Raw genomic sequence first — 18,911 nt, forward strand, 5'->3', positions numbered from 1 at the left:
CATGGCCCAGTACGTAGCCGCCATCGACCAGGGCACCACCAGCACCCGCTGCATGCTGTTCGACCACGACGGCAAGGTCGTCTCCGTCGGACAGAAGGAGCACGAGCAGATCTTCCCGCGCGCCGGGTGGGTCGAGCACGACGCCAACGAGATCTGGACCAACACCCGCGAGGTCGTCGGCCAGGCCCTCGCCCGCGGCAACGCCAGCAACTCCGACATCGTCGCCGTCGGCATCACCAACCAGCGGGAGACCGCGGTGGTGTGGGACAAGACCACCGGTCAGCCGGTCTACAACGCGATCGTCTGGCAGGACACCCGGACGACGAAGATCATCGAGCAGCTCGGCGCCCTCGGCGGCGGCGCCGACCGCTACAAGGACAAGGTCGGCCTCCCGCTGGCCACCTACTTCGCCGGCCCCAAGGTCCGCTGGATCCTGGACAACGTCGACGGCGCCCGGGAGAAGGCCGAGCGCGGCGACCTGCTCATGGGCACCATCGACTCCTGGTTGATCTGGAACATGACCGGCGGCGCCGACGGCGGGCTGCACCTCACCGACGTCTCCAACGCCTCCCGCACCATGCTGATGGACTACCGGACGCTGGCCTGGGACGCCGACATCGCCGGGGAGATGGGCATCCCGATGTCGATGCTCCCGGAGATCCGCTCCAACTCCGAGGAGTACGGCAAGGGCCGCAAGGCCGGCTTCCTCGCCGGGGTGCCGATCGCCGGGTCGCTCGGTGACCAGCAGGCGGCCACGTTCGGCCAGGTCTGCTTCACCAAGGGCATGGCCAAGAACACCTACGGCACCGGCAACTTCATGCTGCTCAACACCGGCGAGGAGGCCGTCCCGTCGCAGAACGGCCTGCTCACCACGCTGTGCTACCAGCTCGGCGACGCCAAGCCGGTCTACGCGCTCGAGGGCTCCATCGCGGTCACCGGCTCGCTGGTGCAGTGGGTCCGGGACAACCTGGGCATGATCAAGAACGCCCCGGAGATCGAGGACCTGGCCCGCTCGGTCGACGACAACGGCGGCGCCTACTTCGTGCCGGCGTTCTCCGGCCTGTTCGCCCCGCACTGGCGCTCCGACGCCCGCGGTGCCGTCGTCGGGCTGACCCGGTTCGTCAACAAGGGCCACCTGGCCCGCGCCGTCCTGGAGGCCACCGCCTACCAGACCCGCGAGGTGCTCGACGCGATGAACGCCGACTCCGGCGTCGACCTCACCGAGCTCCGGGTGGACGGCGGCATGGTCGGCAACGAGCTGCTCATGCAGTTCCAGGCCGACCTGCTCGGCGTCCCGGTGATCCGGCCGCAGATCGCCGAGACGACGGCGCTGGGTGCGGCCTACGCGGCCGGGCTCGCCGTCGGCTTCTGGTCCGACCTGGACGAGCTCACCGCCAAGTGGGCCGAGGACAAGCGCTGGGAGCCGCAGATGGCCGACGACGAGCGGGAGCGCAACTACCGCAACTGGCAGAAGGCGGTCACCAAGTCGCTGGACTGGGTGGACGAGGACGTCAGCTGACGCCTCCTGGTCAGCAGCGCAGGCCCGTCGGAGTCCACTCCGGCGGGCCTGCGCTGCGTCCGGGCGCAGCTCAGTGGACGGCGGACCGCGTGGGCTGGGTTGCCGACCCGGCGCACAGGCCGCGGTCGACGAGGTCCACGAGCCACTCGAAGCTCTCGTCGGTGCCGGTGGCCCACTGGAAGCCGCCGCCGGCCTCGATGGTGGCGAAGCCGTGGAAGACGCTCCGCATCGCACGCAGGGCGTGGGTCGTGTCGGCCGGCGCGATGTCGTAGCCGCGGAGCACAGCGCTGAACGGCTCGAGCAGCCGCGCCGCGGCGAGGGCGATCGGGTCCTCGGGTCCGGTGGGCTCGAGGCCGATGGTGGCGGCGTACCGGCCGGGGTGGGCCACGACGAAGGCGCGCAGCGCCCGGGCCGCAGCCCGCAGGGCGTCGCGGCCGGCGAGGCCCTGGATGGCGGCGCCGATCGCGCCCGCGGCCTCGTCCAGGGCGAGCGCAGCGATGCGCCGGTTGAGGTCGTCCTGGCCGGCCACGTGCTTGTACAGCGACGGGGTGCGCACGCCGAGCCGCTCGGCCAGCCGGCCCATGGTGAGCCCGGCGAAGCCGATCTCGTCGGCGAGGTCGGCGCCGGCCGCGACGACCGCGGCCGTACCGAGACCGGCCCTAGGCACGCGCGCCGGCCAGGAAGGTGAGCATCGCGGTGCCCACCTCGGCGGGGAACTGGACGTGCGGGTAGTGCCCGGCCCCCTCGACCATCTCCAGGCGGCCCAGACCGGTGGGCAGGGCGGCGACGATGGCCTCACCCTCGGCCTGCGGCGACACCCAGTCACAGTCGGCGCTGCCCTGCACGACCAGCACCGGGCAGCGGACGTCGCGGAGCTGCTCCCCGGCCTCGACGGGGCTGGTCTTGCCCATCCCCTGCAGGGCCTTCATCCGGCCCGGCTCGGCGAGCATCGCGGTGATCTGGTCCAGCCGGGTGTCCCAGTCGGCGGGCTTGGTGCCGGGGTAGGCGACGTCGAGGTACTTCACCCACTGCTTCGTGCTGCCGAGCACAGCGGTGGCGAGCAGGTGGCGCATGCCGCGGCGGTAGGAGGCCACCCGCAGGTCGCCGAGGCTCATCGACTGCTTGCGGGTGAACGGCGCGAGCTCGACCACCGCGGTCACCAGCTCCGGGGCCGTCGCTGCGGCGATGGTGACCGCGCCACCGGCGATGGAGTGACCGACCAGCACGGCCGGGCCGCCCAGGTGGCGCACCAGGGCGAGGAGGTCACCGGCGATGTCGGTGCGCGACCAGGACGGCCACTCGGCGCTGGACTCCCCGCAGCCGCGCAGGTCCATGGCGGCGACCCGGTAGCCGGCGTCGACGAGGGCGGGGACGAGGAAGCGGTAGGCCTCGCGACTGTCGCCCATGCCGTGGGCGAGCACCACGAGGGGACCGGTCGTGCCGGTCAGGTCGTAGGCGAGCGTGCCGCCGTCGACGGTGAGGAACTCGGTCATGACTGCCTCCAGTTGGCTTAGTGCGTTAGCTAGAAGCTAGCATCATTAGCCAGCATGTCAACGGCTCGCCGCCCGACCATGCGGCCGACCCTCGTCACCTCCGTGGGCTCGCCGCGCCCCGGTGCCGGAGCAGAGGGATCACCCGGCGAGAACCGGCGTCTGACCTGCGGGGATGGGTGAGCACCTGGTAACGCGAACGTCATCGGGCCCGGCTGGACAACCGTTCCCACGCACCGATGCTCCAGGGTGCAGGCCGGACCCGACCGGCTGCACGGACGAGCGGAGCAGCGGTGCCGGAGAGAGTCGTCGCCCTGGCCGAGGCGGTCGACGCCCAGTCGTCGTCCCGGCTGCGCGATCTGGACACCATCGCCCGGATGACCCGGATGCTGGCCCTCAACGCCCTCGTCGAGGCGGCACGCGCCGGCGAGGCCGGCCGGGGCTTCGCGGTGGTGGCCGAGGAGGTCAAGCAGATCGCCGAGCGGGCCGCGGCGATCAGCACCGGGCTGTCGGAGGAGCTCGGCCCGACCGTCGCCGAGCTGCGCGACCTCGGCGCCCAGCTGGTCTCCCAGGTGCGCGGGCAGCGGCTGGCCGACCTGGCGCTCAACGCCATCGAGCTGGTCGACCGCAACCTGTACGAGCGCACCTGCGACGTCCGCTGGTGGGCCACCGACGCCGCCGTCGTCGATGCCGCCTCCTCTCCGACCCCACACACGCTGGCCACGGTCACCCAGCGGCTCGGCGTCATCCTGCGCAACTACACCGTCTACCTGGACCTCTGGGTCACCGACGCCGCCGGCCGGGTGCTGGCCAACGCCGCCCCCGCCCGCTGGCCCGGCGTGGTCGGCAGTGACGTCAGCGACCAGCGCTGGTTCCGCGACGCGCTGGCCACGCCCGACGGGGACGCTTACGCCGTGGAGGACGTCCGGGAGTCACCGGAGCTGGGCTCGGCGGTCGCCACCTACGCCACCGCGGTGCGCCGGGACGGCGAGACCGACGGCGAGGTGATCGGCGCGCTCGGCGTCTTCTTCGACTGGGCGCCGCAGACGCAGGCGATCCTGGACGGGCTGCGGCTGGCCGACGACGAGCGCGCCCGCACCCGCGCGCTGCTGCTCGACGCCACCGGCCTGGTGCTCGCCGCCTCCGACGGCCAGGGCGTGCTCACCGAGCGGCTGGAGCTGCGCACCGGCGGCGAGACGACCGGCGCCTACCCCGACGGCGACCGCACCGTCGGCTTCGCCCGCACCCCCGGCTACGAGACCTACCAGGGCCTCGGCTGGTACGGCGTGCTGATCCAGACCCGCTGACCCACCCGTCCGCCAAAATGGCCATTTTGGCGGGATGAGGCCGGGCCCTGTGGACGGCGGGAGCGGCGACTCGCCCATCCGCGGCACTCTCTGCGGCGTGCCGCGCGACACCCATCTCACCGGGATCTTCATCGGCAGCCATGCCATCGCCGAGGGGCGGCTGACTCGGGAGCGACTGCGCACCCTGGGCTACCGGCGGCTCGTGCAGGGCGTCTACGCAGATCCCGCACTGGACGTCGACCACCGGGTCCGCGCCTCCGGCGTCGCGCTGCTGCTGCCCCCGGGGACGGCGATCGGGGGCCATTCGGCGGCGGCCTGGCACGGCGCACCGTTCGCCGGCGCCCAGGATGCGGTGACCGTCGTCCGGCCGGCGGACATCGAGTGGAAGGGCCCTCGGCAGGTGCGAGTGCACCGAACCGATCTCCGGGTGGACGACGTCCAGCAGGTGGACGGTGTACCGATCACCACGCCGCTACGCACCGCCTGGGACGTCGCCACCCTGGAGCCGCTGGGCACCGCCGTGGCAGCACTCGACGCGATGGCCCGGCGCGGGACGGTGAGCCTCCCCGAACTGGTGCAGCTCGCCGAACGAGGCACCGGCCGCTGGGGGGTCACGCGAGTACGACGTGCGATCCCGCTGGTCGACCCGCGAGCGGAGTCGGCGCCGGAATCGAGGGTGCGCGTCGCATTCGAGCTCGCCGGGCTCACCCCCGAGCCCCAGTTCCAGGTGTTCCACCGCGGCGACTTCCTGGCCAGGGTGGACTTCGCATGGCCGGAGGTGAAGCTCATCGTCGAGTACGAGGGCGCCCACCACTTCGATGCAGAGAAGATCGTCGCGGACGACCGGCGCTACGCGGACCTGGTCGCTGCCGGCTGGCGGATCATCCGGCTCAGCGCCGCGGACCTGCGCGACCTGGACTCCGTCGTCCGTCGAGTCTGCGAGGCCCTCGCCCACTGACCGCCAAAATGGCCATTTTGGCGGTCAGTGGGCTGGTCAGCCGGCCAGGGCGGCGGAGACGACGGCCTTGGCCTCCTCCTGGACCTGGGCGAGGTGGTCGGGGCCCTGGAAGGACTCGGCGTAGACCTTGTAGACGTCCTCGGTGCCGGACGGGCGGGCGGCGAACCAGGCGTTCTCGGTGGTGACCTTCAGCCCGCCGATCGCGGCGCCGTTGCCGGGCGCCGTCGTCAGCTTGGCGGTGATCGGCTCGCCGGCCAGCTCGGTGGCGGTGACGGCCTCCGGGGAGAGCTTGCCGAGGGCGGCCTTCTCCTCCCGGGTGGCCGCGGCGTCGACCCGCGCGTAGGCCGAGGCGCCGAACTTTTCCGTCAGTGACGCATGCAGCTGCGACGGCGAGCTCCCGGTCACCGCCTGGATCTCCGAGGCCAGCAGGGCGAGCAGGATGCCGTCCTTGTCCGTCGTCCACACCCCGCCGTCGCGGCGGAGGAAGGACGCGCCCGCCGACTCCTCGCCGCCGAAGCCGACCGACCCGTCGAGCAGCCCGGGCACGAACCACTTGAACCCGACCGGCACCTCGACCAGCTCCCGGCCGAGGTCGGCGACCACCCGGTCGATCAGGGACGACGACACCAGCGTCTTGCCGACCGCGGTCGAGGCGCCCCAGCCGTCGCGGTGGGTGAACAGGTAGGAGATCGCCACGGCGAGGAAGTGGTTGGGGTTCATCAGCCCGCCGTCGGGGGTGACGATGCCGTGCCGGTCGGCGTCGGCGTCGTTGCCGGTGGCGACCTGGAACTGGTCCTTCGCACCGATCAGCGAGGCCATCGCCGAGGGGGAGGAGCAGTCCATCCGGATCTTGCCGTCCCAGTCCAGCGTCATGAACCGCCACGTCGGATCCACCAGCGGGTTGACCACGGTCAGGTCGAGCCGGTGCCGCTCGGCGATCGCACCCCAGTAGTCGACGCTCGCCCCGCCCAGCGGGTCGGCACCGATCCGCACGCCCGCGGCCCGGACGGCGTCCAGGTCGAGCACGCTCGGCAGGTCGTCGACGTAGGTGCCCAGGAAGTCGTAGGACTGTGCCGCGGCCCGGGCCCGGGCGAACGGGACGCGGCGCACCCCGTCCAGCCCGGCGGCCAGCAGCTCGTTGGCCCGCTTCGCGATCCAGCCGGTGGCGTCGGTGTCGGCCGGGCCGCCCGAGGGCGGGTTGTACTTGAAGCCGCCGTCCCGGGGCGGGTTGTGCGACGGGGTGACGACGATGCCGTCGGCCAGCCCGCTGGTCTTCCCCCGGTTGGCCCGCAGGATTGCGTGGCTGACCGCCGGGGTGGGGGTGTAGCGGTCGGCGGCGTCGACCAGCACGGTGACGTCGTTGGCGGCCAGCACCTCCAGAGCGCTCGCCCAGGCCGGCTCGGACAGCCCGTGGGTGTCCCGGCCGACGAACAGCGGGCCGTCGTACCCCTGCTGTGCGCGGTACTCGCAGATCGCCTGGGTGGTGGCCAGGATGTGCGGCTCGTTGAACGCGCCGTCCAGCGAGGACCCGCGGTGCCCCGACGTCCCGAACACCACCTGCTGCGCCACGTCGGCCGGGTCCGGCTGCACCGTGTAGTAGGCGGTGACCAGGTGCGGGACGTCGACCAGGTCGGAGGGCTGGGCCGGCTGGCCGGCGCGCTCGGAGCTCATGTGCTGATCTTCGCGCCGGAGCCCCGCTGACCGCGACCCGGGTCGCCCTGTCGGTGCCCCGCCGTAGCCTGATCGGGTGCTCGGGGACTGGCGGGAGATGGTCACCGACGAGGCACTGGCGGACGCCGTCGGGCCCGAGGTGCTCGAGCGGGCCCGGTCCTACGTCGCCCGGGGCGTGCTCGACCTCCGCCACTCCGACGACGCGCGCCGGCTCACCGGGCTGGTGCAGGGCAGCGGGCCCGAGCCCTACCGGACGGTGGTGGTGCGCACCGACGGCGGCCGGGTGCCCTGGGCCGGGGCCTGCACCTGCCCGGTGGGCGACGACTGCAAGCACGCGGTCGCCGTCCTGCTGTCGCTGCGCCGGCTGATCCCGGCCGGCACCCGCGAGCCCGCCGTCCGGGGCTGGGAGCAGCAGCTCGAGGAGCTGGTGACCGCCGCCGTGGACCGGGCGCCGCGCGCCGCGGTGCCGGTCGGCCTGCAGTTCGAGCTGGTCGAGCCCGAGCCCGGCCGCGGCCGCTCCTCGGTCGCCGCACCCGGCACCCGGCAGCGGCTGGTCCGGCTGCGGCCGGTGGTGCCGGGCAAGCGCGGCCAGTGGGTGCGCACCGGGGTGTCGTGGAAGCAGCTGCAGTACGACGACAGCCGCGCCGGCTGGGACCCCGCGCACGTGGCCGCGATGCGCGCGCTGCACGCCACCCACCAGGCGGCCCGCAACCAGTACTGGTCCTACGCCCCGGTCGACGTGTACCTGCACGAGTTCGGCCCCGGGCTGTGGCGGCTGCTGCGCGAGGCGGTGACCGACGGGGTCCCGCTGCTCACCGCCGACCGGCCGCCCCGCCCGGTGCTGCTGGCCGACGCCGATGCCGACGTCGCGGTCGACCTGCGGCACGGCGCGGAGCGCACGGAGCTCTCCGCCGTCCTGCGGGTGGACGGCCGTCCGGTGGACCCGGCGCTGATCTCCTTCCTGGGCATGCCGCCGCACGGGGTGACCGTGGACGGGCCCAGCCGGGACCAGGCACCGGACGGCGCCCCCGGTCTGGTGCTGGCCCGGCTGGACGCCCCGGCGCCGCCGGTGCTGGCCGGACTGGTGGCCCGCGGCGGGGTGATCGGCATCCCGTCCGGTGACGTCGACCGGTTCCTGCGCGACTGGTACCCCGGGCTGCGCAAGGCGGTGCCGGTCATCTCCGCCGACGGCTCGGTGGCCCTGCCCGAGGTGGCGCCCCCGCGCCTGGCCGTCGAGGTGCGCTACCCCGGTGACGCGGCGGTCTGCGTGCGCTGGTCGGTGCACTACGGGCCGGAGCGCTCCTTCTCCCTGGGACAGCCGACCAGGCCGGGCGACGGCCGTGACCCGGCCGCCGAACGGTCGCTGGTCGAGGCACTCCCCGGGCCGGTCGGTGGGCTCCCCGAGCTCTGGACGACGGAGCGCCGGCTCGCCGAGGAGGTGGAGCTGACCGGGATGGAGGCGCTGGAGTTCACCACCGAGGTGCTGCCCGAGCTGCACGCCGACCCCGACGTCGACGTCACCGTGCTGGGCACCCCGACGGACTACCGGCAGAGCACGTCGGCACCGGAGATCAGCTTCACCGCCCGGGACAGCCGGGAGTCCGACTGGTTCGACCTCGGGGTCAGCGTCACCGTCGACGGCCAGCACGTGCCGTTCGCGACGCTGTTCCAGGCACTCGCCGCCGGACGCACCCGCTTGGCGCTGATCAGCGGCACCTGGTTCTCCCTGCAGCGGCCGGAGTTCGAGCAGCTGCGGCTGCTGATCGAGGAGGCCCGGGCGCTGCAGGACGTGCCCGGCGACGGGGTGAAGGTGAGCCGCTTCCAGGCCGGGCTGTGGGAGCAGCTGCTCGGGCTCGGGGTGGTCGAGGAGCAGAGCGAGCGCTGGACCCGCGAGGTGCGCGGGCTGATCGACGCCGAGCAGGCCGAGCCGCCACCGGTACCGGCCGGGCTGGCCGCCGAGCTGCGGCCCTACCAGCACGAGGGCTACGGCTGGCTCGCCTTCCTCTGGGACCACCGCCTCGGTGGGGTGCTCGCCGACGACATGGGCCTGGGCAAGACGCTGCAGACCCTCGCGCTGCTGGTCCGGGCGCACGAGGCCGGCGACCTGGACGAGGCGCCCGCGCTGGTGGTGGCGCCGACCAGCGTGGTCTCCACCTGGGCGCGGGAGGCGGCCCGGTTCGCCCCCGGCCTGCGGGTGGTCACCGTGGAGGAGACCGAGCGCAAGCGCGGGCGGGCGCTGGAGGAGCAGGTGGCCGGCGCCCACGTCGTCGTCACCTCCTACGCGCTGTTCCGGATCGACGAGGACGCCTGGACGTCGATGCCGTGGCGCGCCCTGGTGCTGGACGAGGCGCAGTTCGTGAAGAACCGCCAGGCCCGCACCTACCAGTGCGCCCGCCGTCTGCCGGCGCCGGTGAAGCTGGCGCTGACCGGCACCCCGCTGGAGAACAGCGTCATGGACATCTGGGCGCTGATGTCGATCGTCGCGCCCGGGCTGTTCCCCGACCCGGAGCGGTTCACCGAGGCCTACCGCATCCCGATCGAGCGGGACGGCGACGCGGAGAAGCTGGCGGTGCTGCGCCGCCGGATCCGCCCGCTGATGCGCCGCCGCACCAAGGAGATGGTCGCCGCCGAGCTGCCGCCCAAGCAGGAGCAGGTGCTCGAGGTGGTGCTCAACCCGCGGCACGAGAAGCTCTACCAGACCCACCTGCAGCGGGAGCGCAGCAAGGTGCTCGGGCTGGTCGACGACATGCAGAAGAACCGGATGACGATCTTCCGGTCGCTGACCCTGCTCCGGCAGCTGAGCCTGGACCCGGTGCTGGTCGACCCGGCCTACTCCGACGTGCGGTCCAGCAAGGCCGACGCCTTCCTGGAGCACCTGCGCGAGGTGGTCGCCGAGGGCCACCGGGTGCTGGTGTTCAGCCAGTTCACCCGCTTCCTGCGCGGCATCCGCGACCGGCTCACCGCCGAGGGCATCGACTGGGTCTACCTGGACGGCCGCACCCGCGACCGGGACGCCGCCATCGAGCAGTTCCGCACCGGGACGGCGCCGGTCTTCCTGATCAGCCTCAAGGCCGGCGGCTTCGGCCTGACCCTCACCGAGGCCGACTACGTCTTCGTCCTCGACCCGTGGTGGAACCCGGCCAGCGAGGCGCAGGCCGTCGACCGGGCGCACCGGATCGGCCAGGACAAGACGGTGATCGTCTACCGGCTGGTGGCCGTGGGCACCATCGAGGAGAAGGTCATGGAGCTCAAGGCCCGCAAGCAGGCGCTATTCGAGCAGGTCGTCGACGACGGCGCACTGGCCTCCGGCGCCCTGACCGCCGACGACGTCCGGGGGCTGTTCAGCTGACCGGGTCGTCCAGCCCGGCCCACCGGCGGAGCGCCGCGGCCTGGGCTGCGGCAACCTCGTACTGCAACGCCCTGCCGGGCAGGTCGATCGTCTCGCCGTCCTGCAGGGTCAGACGGAGGCCGTAGGCGCCCAGGTACTTGGCCTGCACGTCGTCGATCTGCGCCCGGTGGATCGCCCGGGTGCAGAAGGTGCTGCGGCGCAGGACCAGCGCCTCCTCGGTGACGGACTGGACATGTGGTCGGGGGCTGAACCACCACAGCGCCGCATACGCGAGCGCGAGCACGACCTGGGCGGACCCCACCCAGACGTTCCCGCCCGCCAACTGGAGGGCAGCCAGGACCAACCACACCACGGCGAACATGCCCAGCACCCACTGCCGTCGACCCCGGAGCTCGGCGAGCAGCTCCACGTCCGCCGTCCCGGTCCGGGTTGTCGCGTCGTCCACGAGGTGATCATGGCGGCTGGGTCAACCCCGGCGTGGGGAGATGACGTCCGGCCCCTTCCAGCTGACCGGTGCAGCGGGTCGACCCGGGCCGGGAGGACGCGGTCAGGTCCGGCGCGGGGCGCCGCGGTAGGTGCCCAGGCTCCAGAGGTTGCCCTCCGGGTCGCGCAGCGAGGACTCCCGGCCGCCGTGCGGCGGGTCGTTCGGCTCGCGCACCGACACCGCGCCGGCGGCGACCGCGCGGACGTGCAGCGCGTCGACGTCGGCGGTGACCAGGTAGGCCGCCGCGGTGCCGGGCCTGGCCGGCCAGCCGTCGTCCGGGTCGTCGCGCACCGAGCCGAGCATCACCCCGCCCCCGGGCGGCCAGGCCAGCTCGGCGTGCGCGACGCCGCCTGCGCCGTCCGGCACCACCAACACCTCGGCGAAGCCGAGCGCGTCGACGAGGAAGCGGATCAGACCGTGCGCGTTGCGGGCGCGGAAGGCGGGCCAGACGGTGGGCGGGGGAGTCGTCATGCCCGTGAGGGTGGCCCGCCGGCCGACGTCCCGTCTTGGACGAATCGGAGCAGCTCGTCGGCGTCGGGGCGCAGCAGCTGGTGCTCGGCGGCCAGCCAGCGGCGCGGTGGCAGCCCGGCCAGCGCCCGCCACTCGCGGGTCAGGTGCGACTGGTCGGCGTAGCCGTGCCCGGCGGCCAGGACGGCGAGGTCGGGGGAGCGCCCCCGGGCCACCGCGGCGGCCAGCCGCCGCCGGGCGACGGAGAAACGGGCCACCCGGGCAGCTTCCTTGGGTGTCAGGCCGAACTCGGCGGTGAACCGCTGCCGCAGGTGCCGCTCGGACCAGCCGACCCGCGCCGCGACGGCAGCGACCCCGAGCCGGCCGGCGGCCCGGGTCGTCAGCGCCCAGGCCTCGGCCAGCTCGGGCGCAGGCAGCGCGGGACGGTCGGGCAGCAACCGCAGCAGCGCCGCGTCGAGGGCGGCGAACCGGGCCGGCCAGCCGGTCGCGGCCCGCAGCCGGTCCAGCAGCTCGGCAGCCGCCGGGCCGAGCAGGTCGGCGAGCTCGACGTCCAGCGAGGCCAGGGCGCCCGCCGGCACGCCCAGCAGCGCCCGCGCACCCAGCGGGGTCAGCGACAGCTGGACGCCGAACTGCCGGGTGCCGGTGGCGATGAGCGCCGGCGCGGTGTGCAGCCCACCGACCAGCGCATCGTGGGCACTCCCGGCCTGACCGGGGTCGGGGTGGGCGGCCATCACCAGCGGCTCGTCCAGGGGCAGCACCAGGGTGAGGTGCGGCGAGGGCAGCCCCCGGTGCAGCGTCGGGGTCAACCCCTCGTGCCGGTAGCCGACCACCTCGGCGACGAACGGCCGCAGCACGGCCGGCGGACGGTGCACCACCGACTCCGCCAGCACCGGCCCAGCATGTCCCTGCTCCGGGCCGGGCGACTAGTGGTCGACGCGCGCCGTGCCGGCCCGCATCGCCAGGCCCTGGTGCAGCAGCCCGGCCGCGAGCACCGCGCCGACGCCCTCGCCGGCGCGCAGCCGCAGGTCCAGCAGCGGTTCGCAGCCCAGCGCATGCAGCACCGCCTCGTGGCCCCGCTCCCGGCTGCGCTGCCCGGCAACCAGCGAGGACTGCACGGCCGGCTCCAGCAGGACGGCGACGAGCGCGGCCACCGAGGTGGCGAACCCGTCCACGACCACCATCGCCCCGGCCTCGGCCGCGCCCAGCACCACCCCGGCGAGCACCGCGAACTCCGGCCCACCCAGCTCACCGAGCGCGCGCATCGGCTCGAGGTCCCCACCGGCCCGCTCGAGCGCCGCCGCCACCACCGCCTGCTTGCGGTCGAACATCGCCGCGTCCACCCCAGCGCCCAGGCCGGTGACGACGTCCGGTTCCACGTGCAACAAGGCGGCGGCCAGCGCGGCCGCGACCGTGGTGTTGCCGACGCCGACCTCCCCGAGCGCCACCAGCCCGGTCGCGGCGCCGTGCTCGGCGCCCAGCCGGCGACCGGCGGCCACCAGCCGTTCGGTGTCGGCAGGGGTGAGCGCAGCGGCGTCCACCAGGTCACCGCGCGGGTCCGCCGCCCGCGCCGGCACCGCGCCAGGCACCGGGAGTCCGGCGACCCCGGCGTCCACCACGACGACGTCCAGCCCGGCCGAGCGGGCGGCCGTCGCGCCCAGCGCCTCCCCGGCGACCGCTGCCGTGACGACGTCCCGGGTGGTCGACACCGGGTACGCCGAGACGCCGCGGGCGGCGACCGGGTGGTCGGCGGCGGCGAGCACGAGCGTGCCGCCGGCCAGCTCGGTGCGGCCCAGCGCGACGGCGCGGTCGACCGCACGGTCCAGCACCCCCAGCGACCCGGGTGGGGTGAGCAGCCGGTCGGCGGCATCCCGGGCGCCGACCACCGCCTCGGGCTCGGGTGCCCGCAGCCGGGACGGGGGAGCGGCGACGTCGCCGGCCGGCCAGCGGTCGGTGAGGACGACGTCGGCCAGCGGCTGCCGGCGCGACCAGGCGGCCCGTTCCAGGCCCGGCTCCGGCGGCCGTTCGTCCGGCCAGCCCAGGCACAGCCAGCCCAGCGTGACGACGCCCTCGGGCAGGCCGAGCAGCGCGGCCAGCTCGTCGGGGCGGAACAGCGTCACCCAGCCCAGGCCGAGGCCCTCCGCGCGGGCAGCCAGCCACAGGTTCTGGATGGCGGCGGCGCAGCTCCACAGGTCGGCGTCGGGGAAGGTGGCCCGGCCCAGCACCCCGGCCGCCGGCGCCCGCCGGTCGCAGCACACGACGACGCCCAGCGGGGCCTCCCGCACCCCGGCCAGCTGCAGGTCCAGCAGCCGGGCGGCGGCGTCCGGCTCCAGCTGGGCGGCCTGGCGCAGCCGCTCCCGGTCGGTGAGCACGGCGGCGGTGTCCCGCACCGCGGCGTCCCGGACGACGACGAACCGCCACGGCTGGCTGTGCCCCACCGACGGCGCCTGGTGGGCGGCGGTGAGCACCCGGGTGAGCACCTCGTCGGGCACCGGGTCGGGGCGGTACCGGCGGATGTCGCGCCGGGACTCGATCGCCCGGTACAGCCCGGCCCGGTCCTCGGCCGGCAGCGCCCAGCCGGTCGGGTCGGCGGCCCGCTCGGAGGCTGCGGTGCCGTCGCCGATCAGCGGCACCGGCCGGGGCCAGGTCATCCCTCCACCTGCGCCAGGAACCGGCGCACCGTCTCCAGGAAGACCTCGGGCTGCTCGGAGTGCACCCAGTGCCCGGCGTTCTTCACCCGCACCAGCCGGGTGGCGGGGAACAGCTCGTCCATCCGCGGCCGGTCGTCGTCCAACACGTAGGTGGAGTTGGCACCGGCGATCCACAGCACCGGGCCGTCGAAGGTGGCCCCGGGCGGCGGGTCGGGGAAGCGGCGCAGCTCGCCGAGGTCGCGGGCCAGCGTCTCCAGGTTCAGCCGCCACCGCCAGCCCTGGCCGGCCCCGACGCCGTCCCGGACCAGGCTCTGCAGCAGGAACGACCGGACCATCGTGCTGGGCACGGCCGCCCGCAACGCCTGGTCGGCGTCCTCGCGGGTCTCCAGCGCGTCGAGGTCCATCGCCTGCATCCCGGCGATGAACGCGGCGAACGGGGAGGCCTCCTCGTCGGGGTCGTCGGTGCGGCCGCCGGTCTCCGGGTAGTCGGTGGGGGCGATGTCGACGACGACCAGCGCCCGCAGCAGCTCCGGCCACCGCAGCGCCAGCTGCATCGCCACCTTGCCGCCCATCGAGTGCCCGACCAGCGTCACCGGGTCGCCCAGCAGCGCCAGCTCGGCGGCGACGAACTCGGCCATGTCGACGTAGTCGACCCGGTCGGTCCACGGCGAGTGCCCGTGGTTGGGCAGGTCGAGCAGCGTCACCCGGTGCCCGTCCTCGGCGAGGGCCTTGGCGATCGTCGTCCAGTTCCGGCCCTGGCCGAACAGGCCGTGCACGAACACCACCCGGGGGCCGGTGGTGCCGAGCGTGCGGGCGGCCAGCCGGATCGCGTCGGTCATGCCCTCATCCCACCAGACCCGATGTCGCTGCCCGCGACCGTCGGTGCCCGCGGTTAGCGTCGGGGCTCCCCGACGGCCGCCCCAGGAGGACCCCGTGCCCGGACGCCGCCGGCGCTCCACCAGCTCGACCCGCAGCAGCACGACCACCACGACCCGAAAGGCGGCCCCGCGGAAGGCCGCACCCCGCAAGGCCCCGAGAGCGGCCGCCGAGCTGCCGCAGGCCGGGCCGGGGGAGCGCGTCTGGGTGCTCGCCGTGCCGTTCCGGGCACCCGCGCCGGGAGCGAGCTGGCACGCCGGGCTGTCGGCGCACGTGTTCGTCGGCCGCGAGCTGCCCGCCGCGCTGGCGCCGTACGACCCGCCGCCGCACAGCTTCGAGCGCTTCGTCGAGGACGAGCTGAACGCCGAGCCGCGCCCGCTCCCCACGGCCCGGCCGATGAGCCCGCGGGCCGAGCAGCTGACCGGGTCGGCGGTCATCGCCGCGCACGAGGCCGCCGGCGGGCGGATGTTCCTGCTCGGCGACGACCCGGGCGTGGGCAAGACCGGCACTGCCGTCCTCGCCGTCCGGCAGATCGCCGCGCGGCGGGCCGAGCAGCAGCGGCCGGTCCGCTCGGTGCTGGTCGTCGCCGACCGGCCGGCCGCCATCACCGTGCCGCACTGGGCCCGCTCGATCGCCGCCTTCGGCGACAGCGGGCTGCGCTGGTGCGTGACCACCTGGGACCGGCTGGGCAAGGTGGCCGGGCTGACCAAGGCGACCGGCGCGCGGTTCGACGTGGTGATCGCCGACGAGGCGCACATGGTGCGGCACACCACGACCCAGCGGTGGAAGCACTGGAAGTCGGTCTCCGGCGCCGGCCGGGTGAAGGACGCGCCCTACGTCCTGCTGGCCACCGCGACCCCGGCGCACACCCCGCTGGAGCTGCCGTACCTCGCGCCGCACTTCGCCGCCGTCCACGGGGAACCGCTGAAGGAGTGGGCCGACCTGCCCAGCCGGCTGGCGGCGCACGGGTTCCACGTGGAACGTGCCCGCTACGGCTGGAGCTGGACCGAGGACGCCGAGGAGCGCCGCGCCGACCTGGCCACGCTGCGCAGCTGGCTGGCCGACACCGATCCGCCGGCCACGCTGCACCGCCCCGCGCCGTGGGGACCGGTGTCGGTCACCGGCACCCCGGTCGAGCTGACCCCGGCCGAGCGCGCCCAGTACGAGGCCGAGTGGTCGGAGTTCCGCGCCGAGATGCAACTGGCCCGCCGCAAGCGGGAGACCGCGCGCGGCCGGGCGGCGCTGCTGCGGTTCCGGCAGAAGGCCGGGCTGATCCGGGCGCAGGCCACCGTCGACTGGGTCAAGGCCCAGGTGGAGGCCGACCGGCAGGTCGCGGTGTCGGTGGAGTTCGTCGAGACCGCCGCGGACCCGATCCGCGAGGCCCTGCTGGACGGCGGCATCGCGGTCGCCTCCATCTACGGCCGGGACCGCTTCGACGTGGAGGCCGAGCGGCTGCGATTCCAGACCGGTGAGGCGCCGGTCTGCGTGTTCACCGTGACCGCCTCGATCAGCCTGCACGCCGCCGAGGTGCTGCCCGGTGGGCGCACCGCGTCGACGACGCCGCGGGTCGGGCTGTTCCACCAGCCGCGGTTCTCCGGCATCGCCGCGCGGCAGGTCACCGGCCGCACCCACCGCGACCACCAGGTCTCGCCGTGGCGGGTGGCGTTCGCGCAGGACACGGTGGAGGAGGACGTCGCCCGGGTCATGGTGGAGCGGCTGGCGGTCACCGGCTCGACGGCCGGGGGAGACACCGCCGGCCTGCAGCAGATCGCCGAGCTGCTCGACGCCGACTGGCTGCCGGCCACGTCACTGACCGGGAGCGACTGACCGGGAGCGACCGACCGGCTCGACCCCGCCGTCCCTGCCTCAGCTGCCGACCGCGTACTGCCGGGCGACCTCCTCGGCCGAGAGCACGGACAGGTGGAGGCTGACGTGCGCGATCGAGCCGGCGAAGAACTCGCTGCGCGGCTTCCCCGGCCAGGAGTCGCTGATCGTGTCGTAGCCGACCCGCCAGGAGCCGGTGTAGTTCTCGGCCGACGTCGTCGTGCGCCGTTCCTTCTCCAGCACGCCGTCCACGTAGAGCCGCAGCCCGGTGGTGGGGGAGAACGTGGCCGTCACCAGGTGCCAGGCCCCGTCGTTGTAGGAGCGCTCGGTGCTGACGGTCTCGATGGCGCCGTTGTAGACCCCGAAGGTGAGCTTCCCGGAGTTGGTCATGTAGACGTGCCGGTCGTGCTGGCCGGAGGCGCTGCCGTTGGCCCCGGTGCCGAAGCCGATCAGCTTTCCGCCCTCCCAGGCCGTGCTGGCGAACCACAGCTGCACCGAGAAGGTCTGCGGGTCGGCCATCGCGTAGGAGGTGGTCATCTGGTCGTCGACACCGTCGAAGCGCATGGCCCGACCGCCGTCGGGGGCGCACCTCGGCGGCCCGGAGGCCACCGGGGTCGGCCCGCCGCGGTACGTGCCGTTGACCTGGCTGCCGGCGGTCCCGCTGTTCCGGGCCACGGTCCCACTGGTCTCCTGGAAGCCGAAGTACCCGGGCGCAGCGGACGCGACCGACGCGCAGGTCGGGGGCTGCCATGCGGTGAAGGTGTTCACGTGGTTGGCGGTGGTGGCCGTGAAGACCGCGCCCGAGGTGCCGGGCAGCACGGCCAGCAGCAGCCCCACGGCCCCCACGGCCAGCCCACCGCGGACGGTCCGCTGGCTCACCCGACCCACACCCCGGCGTCGGCCGACCCCGCCGGGCCGCTGGGTCGTGTCGCTGGGCAGCCCGCCCGGTGCGCCCGCCGGAGCGCGGTGCAGCAGCGTGAGCGCGACCAGCCCGGCCAGCCCGAGCACCGCACCGGCCACCGGCAGCCAGCGTCCTTGCGCCGCCCAGAGCACCGGGAGCCCGAGACCGGGCAGCCGGAGCACGCCCACACCGTGCACGGCCGACGGGCGCACCAGCGAACCGTCCGGCTGGGGGTTCGCGTCACCCTGCAGCCGGAGGCCGCCGTCCGCCACGTCGACCAGCCGGTGCAGCCGCAGCGTGCCGGGCACGTCCGGGTCGTCGACGAGGAGCACCTGCCCCGGCCGCAGCTCCGCGGCGTCCACCGGCCGGACCACGGCCAGGTCACCGGGCTGCACGCCCGGTGCCATGGAACCGGAGAGCACCACGGTCGACTGCCATCCGGCGACGGCGGGCAGCACCGTGACCAGGACGAGCAACACGAGCGTGCCCAGCACGGTCCGCGCCAGCACCGTCACGGCCAGCGCCGTCCGGGTCTGCCGCCAGGCGCCGTCCCCGGACTCGGGGTCCAGCGGGGTGGTGGTCGGGGAGGTGCTCATCGGGTCCGGCCTCCGCGCGACTGGGCCTCCCAGACGAAGGTCACCGTCGCCGATCCGCCCTGCACCGAGGTCGGGGCGTCGGCCGGCAGGGCGTAGGTGAGCTCGTAGGTCTTCGTCTCGCCGGCCGCGTTGCCTGCCGTCGTCCAGCTGCCTCGTCCGTCGGCCCACCGGTCGGCCGGGAAGGCGGCCAGTGTGCCGTCGTAGATCGGTCCCTCGGGCCGGAAGCCGGCGCAGTCGGCGTAGGTGCCCCCGGTGCCGATGCGGACGGTCAGCCGCAGTGCGCCGGCCAGGCCCTTGGTGTCCGAGCGCCCGGTGACGTACATCCGGACCCCGGCCGGCGCGTTGCCGGTGGACCGCACGGTGATGCAGCGGGTTCCGGTGGCGCCGGGCCGCATGCCGGGGACGGCGAACATCGTGCCGCCGGCGTCGTCGTCGGACAGCACCACCGTCCCGGTGGTCACGGTGGGCAGCGGCACGGACGCCGTCCGGTCGGTGAACCCGGCGTAGGCCGACTGCCACACCAGGGCGGTGGCGAGCAGCAGGGCGCCGGCCGTGGACGCGACGAGGCCTCGTCGCGTCGCGGGACGGCTGGGGCGCACCCTCGTCATGCCTGGCTCACTCCGGGGCTCGGATGAGGTCAGCCGGCGGGAGGCCACCTCGGAACCTGCACGTTAGGGCGCGGCCGACGCCAACAGAAGACGCACGGTCACACACTCACTCCGCTGGGTGACGAGATGATCGTCCAGGTGACCGCCCTCCGGGTGGTCCGGTGACCCAGCGTCCGCGCCCGGTCAGCCCGGGTGCCCGCCAGCCGCATCGG

General features: G+C 74.6%; 15 protein-coding genes. 5 read left to right on the top strand and 10 right to left on the bottom strand.

Annotated elements, in window-relative coordinates; all coding sequences use genetic code 11:
- The first annotated feature begins 1 nt into the window (after position 1).
- Positions 2–1,519, top strand: coding sequence for a glycerol kinase GlpK (gene glpK, locus Q1A09_RS08515; RefSeq protein WP_299953544.1), 1,518 nt, complete (start codon positions 2–4; stop codon positions 1,517–1,519).
- 70 nt (positions 1,520–1,589) lie between these two features.
- Here glpK and Q1A09_RS08520 read toward each other — a convergent pair whose 3' ends face one another.
- Together Q1A09_RS08520 and Q1A09_RS08525 are read right to left on the bottom strand one after the other, a co-directional pair.
- A complete protein-coding gene (locus Q1A09_RS08520) occupies positions 1,590–2,186 on the bottom strand; it encodes a TetR/AcrR family transcriptional regulator (RefSeq protein WP_299953546.1) in 597 nt (198 codons plus the stop codon).
- Entirely contained in the window at positions 2,179–3,012 is an 834-nt protein-coding gene (locus Q1A09_RS08525) for an alpha/beta fold hydrolase (RefSeq protein WP_299953548.1), read from the bottom strand. Before Q1A09_RS08525 ends, Q1A09_RS08520 begins: the two co-directional genes overlap by 8 nt.
- A gap of 236 nt (positions 3,013–3,248) precedes the next feature.
- Here Q1A09_RS08525 and Q1A09_RS08530 point away from each other — a divergent pair, with 236 nt between their 5' ends.
- Together Q1A09_RS08530 and Q1A09_RS08535 are read left to right on the top strand one after the other, a co-directional pair.
- Entirely contained in the window at positions 3,249–4,316 is a 1,068-nt protein-coding gene (locus Q1A09_RS08530; protein WP_366139762.1) for a methyl-accepting chemotaxis protein, read from the top strand.
- Positions 4,317–4,413: 97 nt separating this feature from the next.
- Positions 4,414–5,274: a DUF559 domain-containing protein gene (locus Q1A09_RS08535; RefSeq protein ID WP_299953552.1), complete on the top strand. Its 861-nt coding sequence runs from the start codon at positions 4,414–4,416 to the stop codon at positions 5,272–5,274.
- 36 nt (positions 5,275–5,310) lie between these two features.
- Here Q1A09_RS08535 and pgm read toward each other — a convergent pair whose 3' ends face one another.
- Positions 5,311–6,945, bottom strand: coding sequence for a phosphoglucomutase (alpha-D-glucose-1,6-bisphosphate-dependent) (gene pgm / locus Q1A09_RS08540; RefSeq protein ID WP_299953554.1), 1,635 nt, complete (start codon positions 6,943–6,945; stop codon positions 5,311–5,313).
- Positions 6,946–7,021: 76 nt separating this feature from the next.
- Here pgm and Q1A09_RS08545 point away from each other — a divergent pair, with 76 nt between their 5' ends.
- Positions 7,022–10,294, top strand: a complete 3,273-nt coding sequence (locus Q1A09_RS08545) for a DEAD/DEAH box helicase (RefSeq protein ID WP_299953556.1) — start codon at positions 7,022–7,024, stop codon at positions 10,292–10,294.
- Here Q1A09_RS08545 and Q1A09_RS08550 read toward each other — a convergent pair.
- The 5 genes from Q1A09_RS08550 to Q1A09_RS08570 form a co-directional block, all read right to left on the bottom strand.
- Complete coding sequence (locus Q1A09_RS08550; RefSeq protein WP_299953558.1) at positions 10,287–10,739, bottom strand: hypothetical protein; 453 nt, start codon at positions 10,737–10,739, stop codon at positions 10,287–10,289. The two genes, Q1A09_RS08545 and Q1A09_RS08550, sit on opposite strands and share 8 nt — an antisense overlap.
- Before the next feature lie 102 nt (positions 10,740–10,841).
- Positions 10,842–11,249, bottom strand: a complete 408-nt coding sequence (locus Q1A09_RS08555) for a VOC family protein (protein ID WP_299953559.1) — start codon at positions 11,247–11,249, stop codon at positions 10,842–10,844.
- Positions 11,246–12,136: an AraC family transcriptional regulator gene (locus Q1A09_RS08560; protein WP_299953561.1), complete on the bottom strand. Its 891-nt coding sequence runs from the start codon at positions 12,134–12,136 to the stop codon at positions 11,246–11,248. Before Q1A09_RS08560 ends, Q1A09_RS08555 begins: the two co-directional genes overlap by 4 nt.
- A gap of 33 nt (positions 12,137–12,169) precedes the next feature.
- On the bottom strand, positions 12,170–13,894 hold the full coding sequence (gene bluB / locus Q1A09_RS08565; protein WP_299953563.1) for a 5,6-dimethylbenzimidazole synthase: 1,725 nt from the start codon (positions 13,892–13,894) through the stop codon (positions 12,170–12,172).
- Complete coding sequence (locus Q1A09_RS08570; RefSeq protein ID WP_299953566.1) at positions 13,891–14,733, bottom strand: alpha/beta fold hydrolase; 843 nt, start codon at positions 14,731–14,733, stop codon at positions 13,891–13,893. The genes bluB and Q1A09_RS08570 overlap by 4 nt, the downstream gene beginning before the upstream one ends.
- Before the next feature lie 94 nt (positions 14,734–14,827).
- Here Q1A09_RS08570 and Q1A09_RS08575 point away from each other — a divergent pair, with 94 nt between their 5' ends.
- Complete coding sequence (locus Q1A09_RS08575) at positions 14,828–16,597, top strand: helicase (protein WP_299953569.1); 1,770 nt, start codon at positions 14,828–14,830, stop codon at positions 16,595–16,597.
- Between the two features lie 39 nt (positions 16,598–16,636).
- Here Q1A09_RS08575 and Q1A09_RS08580 read toward each other — a convergent pair whose 3' ends face one another.
- Positions 16,637–18,091 (bottom strand): LamG-like jellyroll fold domain-containing protein, encoded by a 1,455-nt coding sequence (locus Q1A09_RS08580; protein ID WP_299953571.1) that lies wholly within the window; start codon positions 18,089–18,091, stop codon positions 16,637–16,639.
- Positions 18,088–18,699 (bottom strand): hypothetical protein, encoded by a 612-nt coding sequence (locus Q1A09_RS08585; protein ID WP_299953572.1) that lies wholly within the window; start codon positions 18,697–18,699, stop codon positions 18,088–18,090. The genes Q1A09_RS08580 and Q1A09_RS08585 overlap by 4 nt, the downstream gene beginning before the upstream one ends.
- Positions 18,700–18,911: the final 212 nt, after the last annotated feature.

Source organism: uncultured Modestobacter sp. (assembly GCF_947486615.1).
In the GTDB taxonomy this organism is placed as follows: Bacteria; Actinomycetota; Actinomycetes; order Mycobacteriales; family Geodermatophilaceae; genus Modestobacter.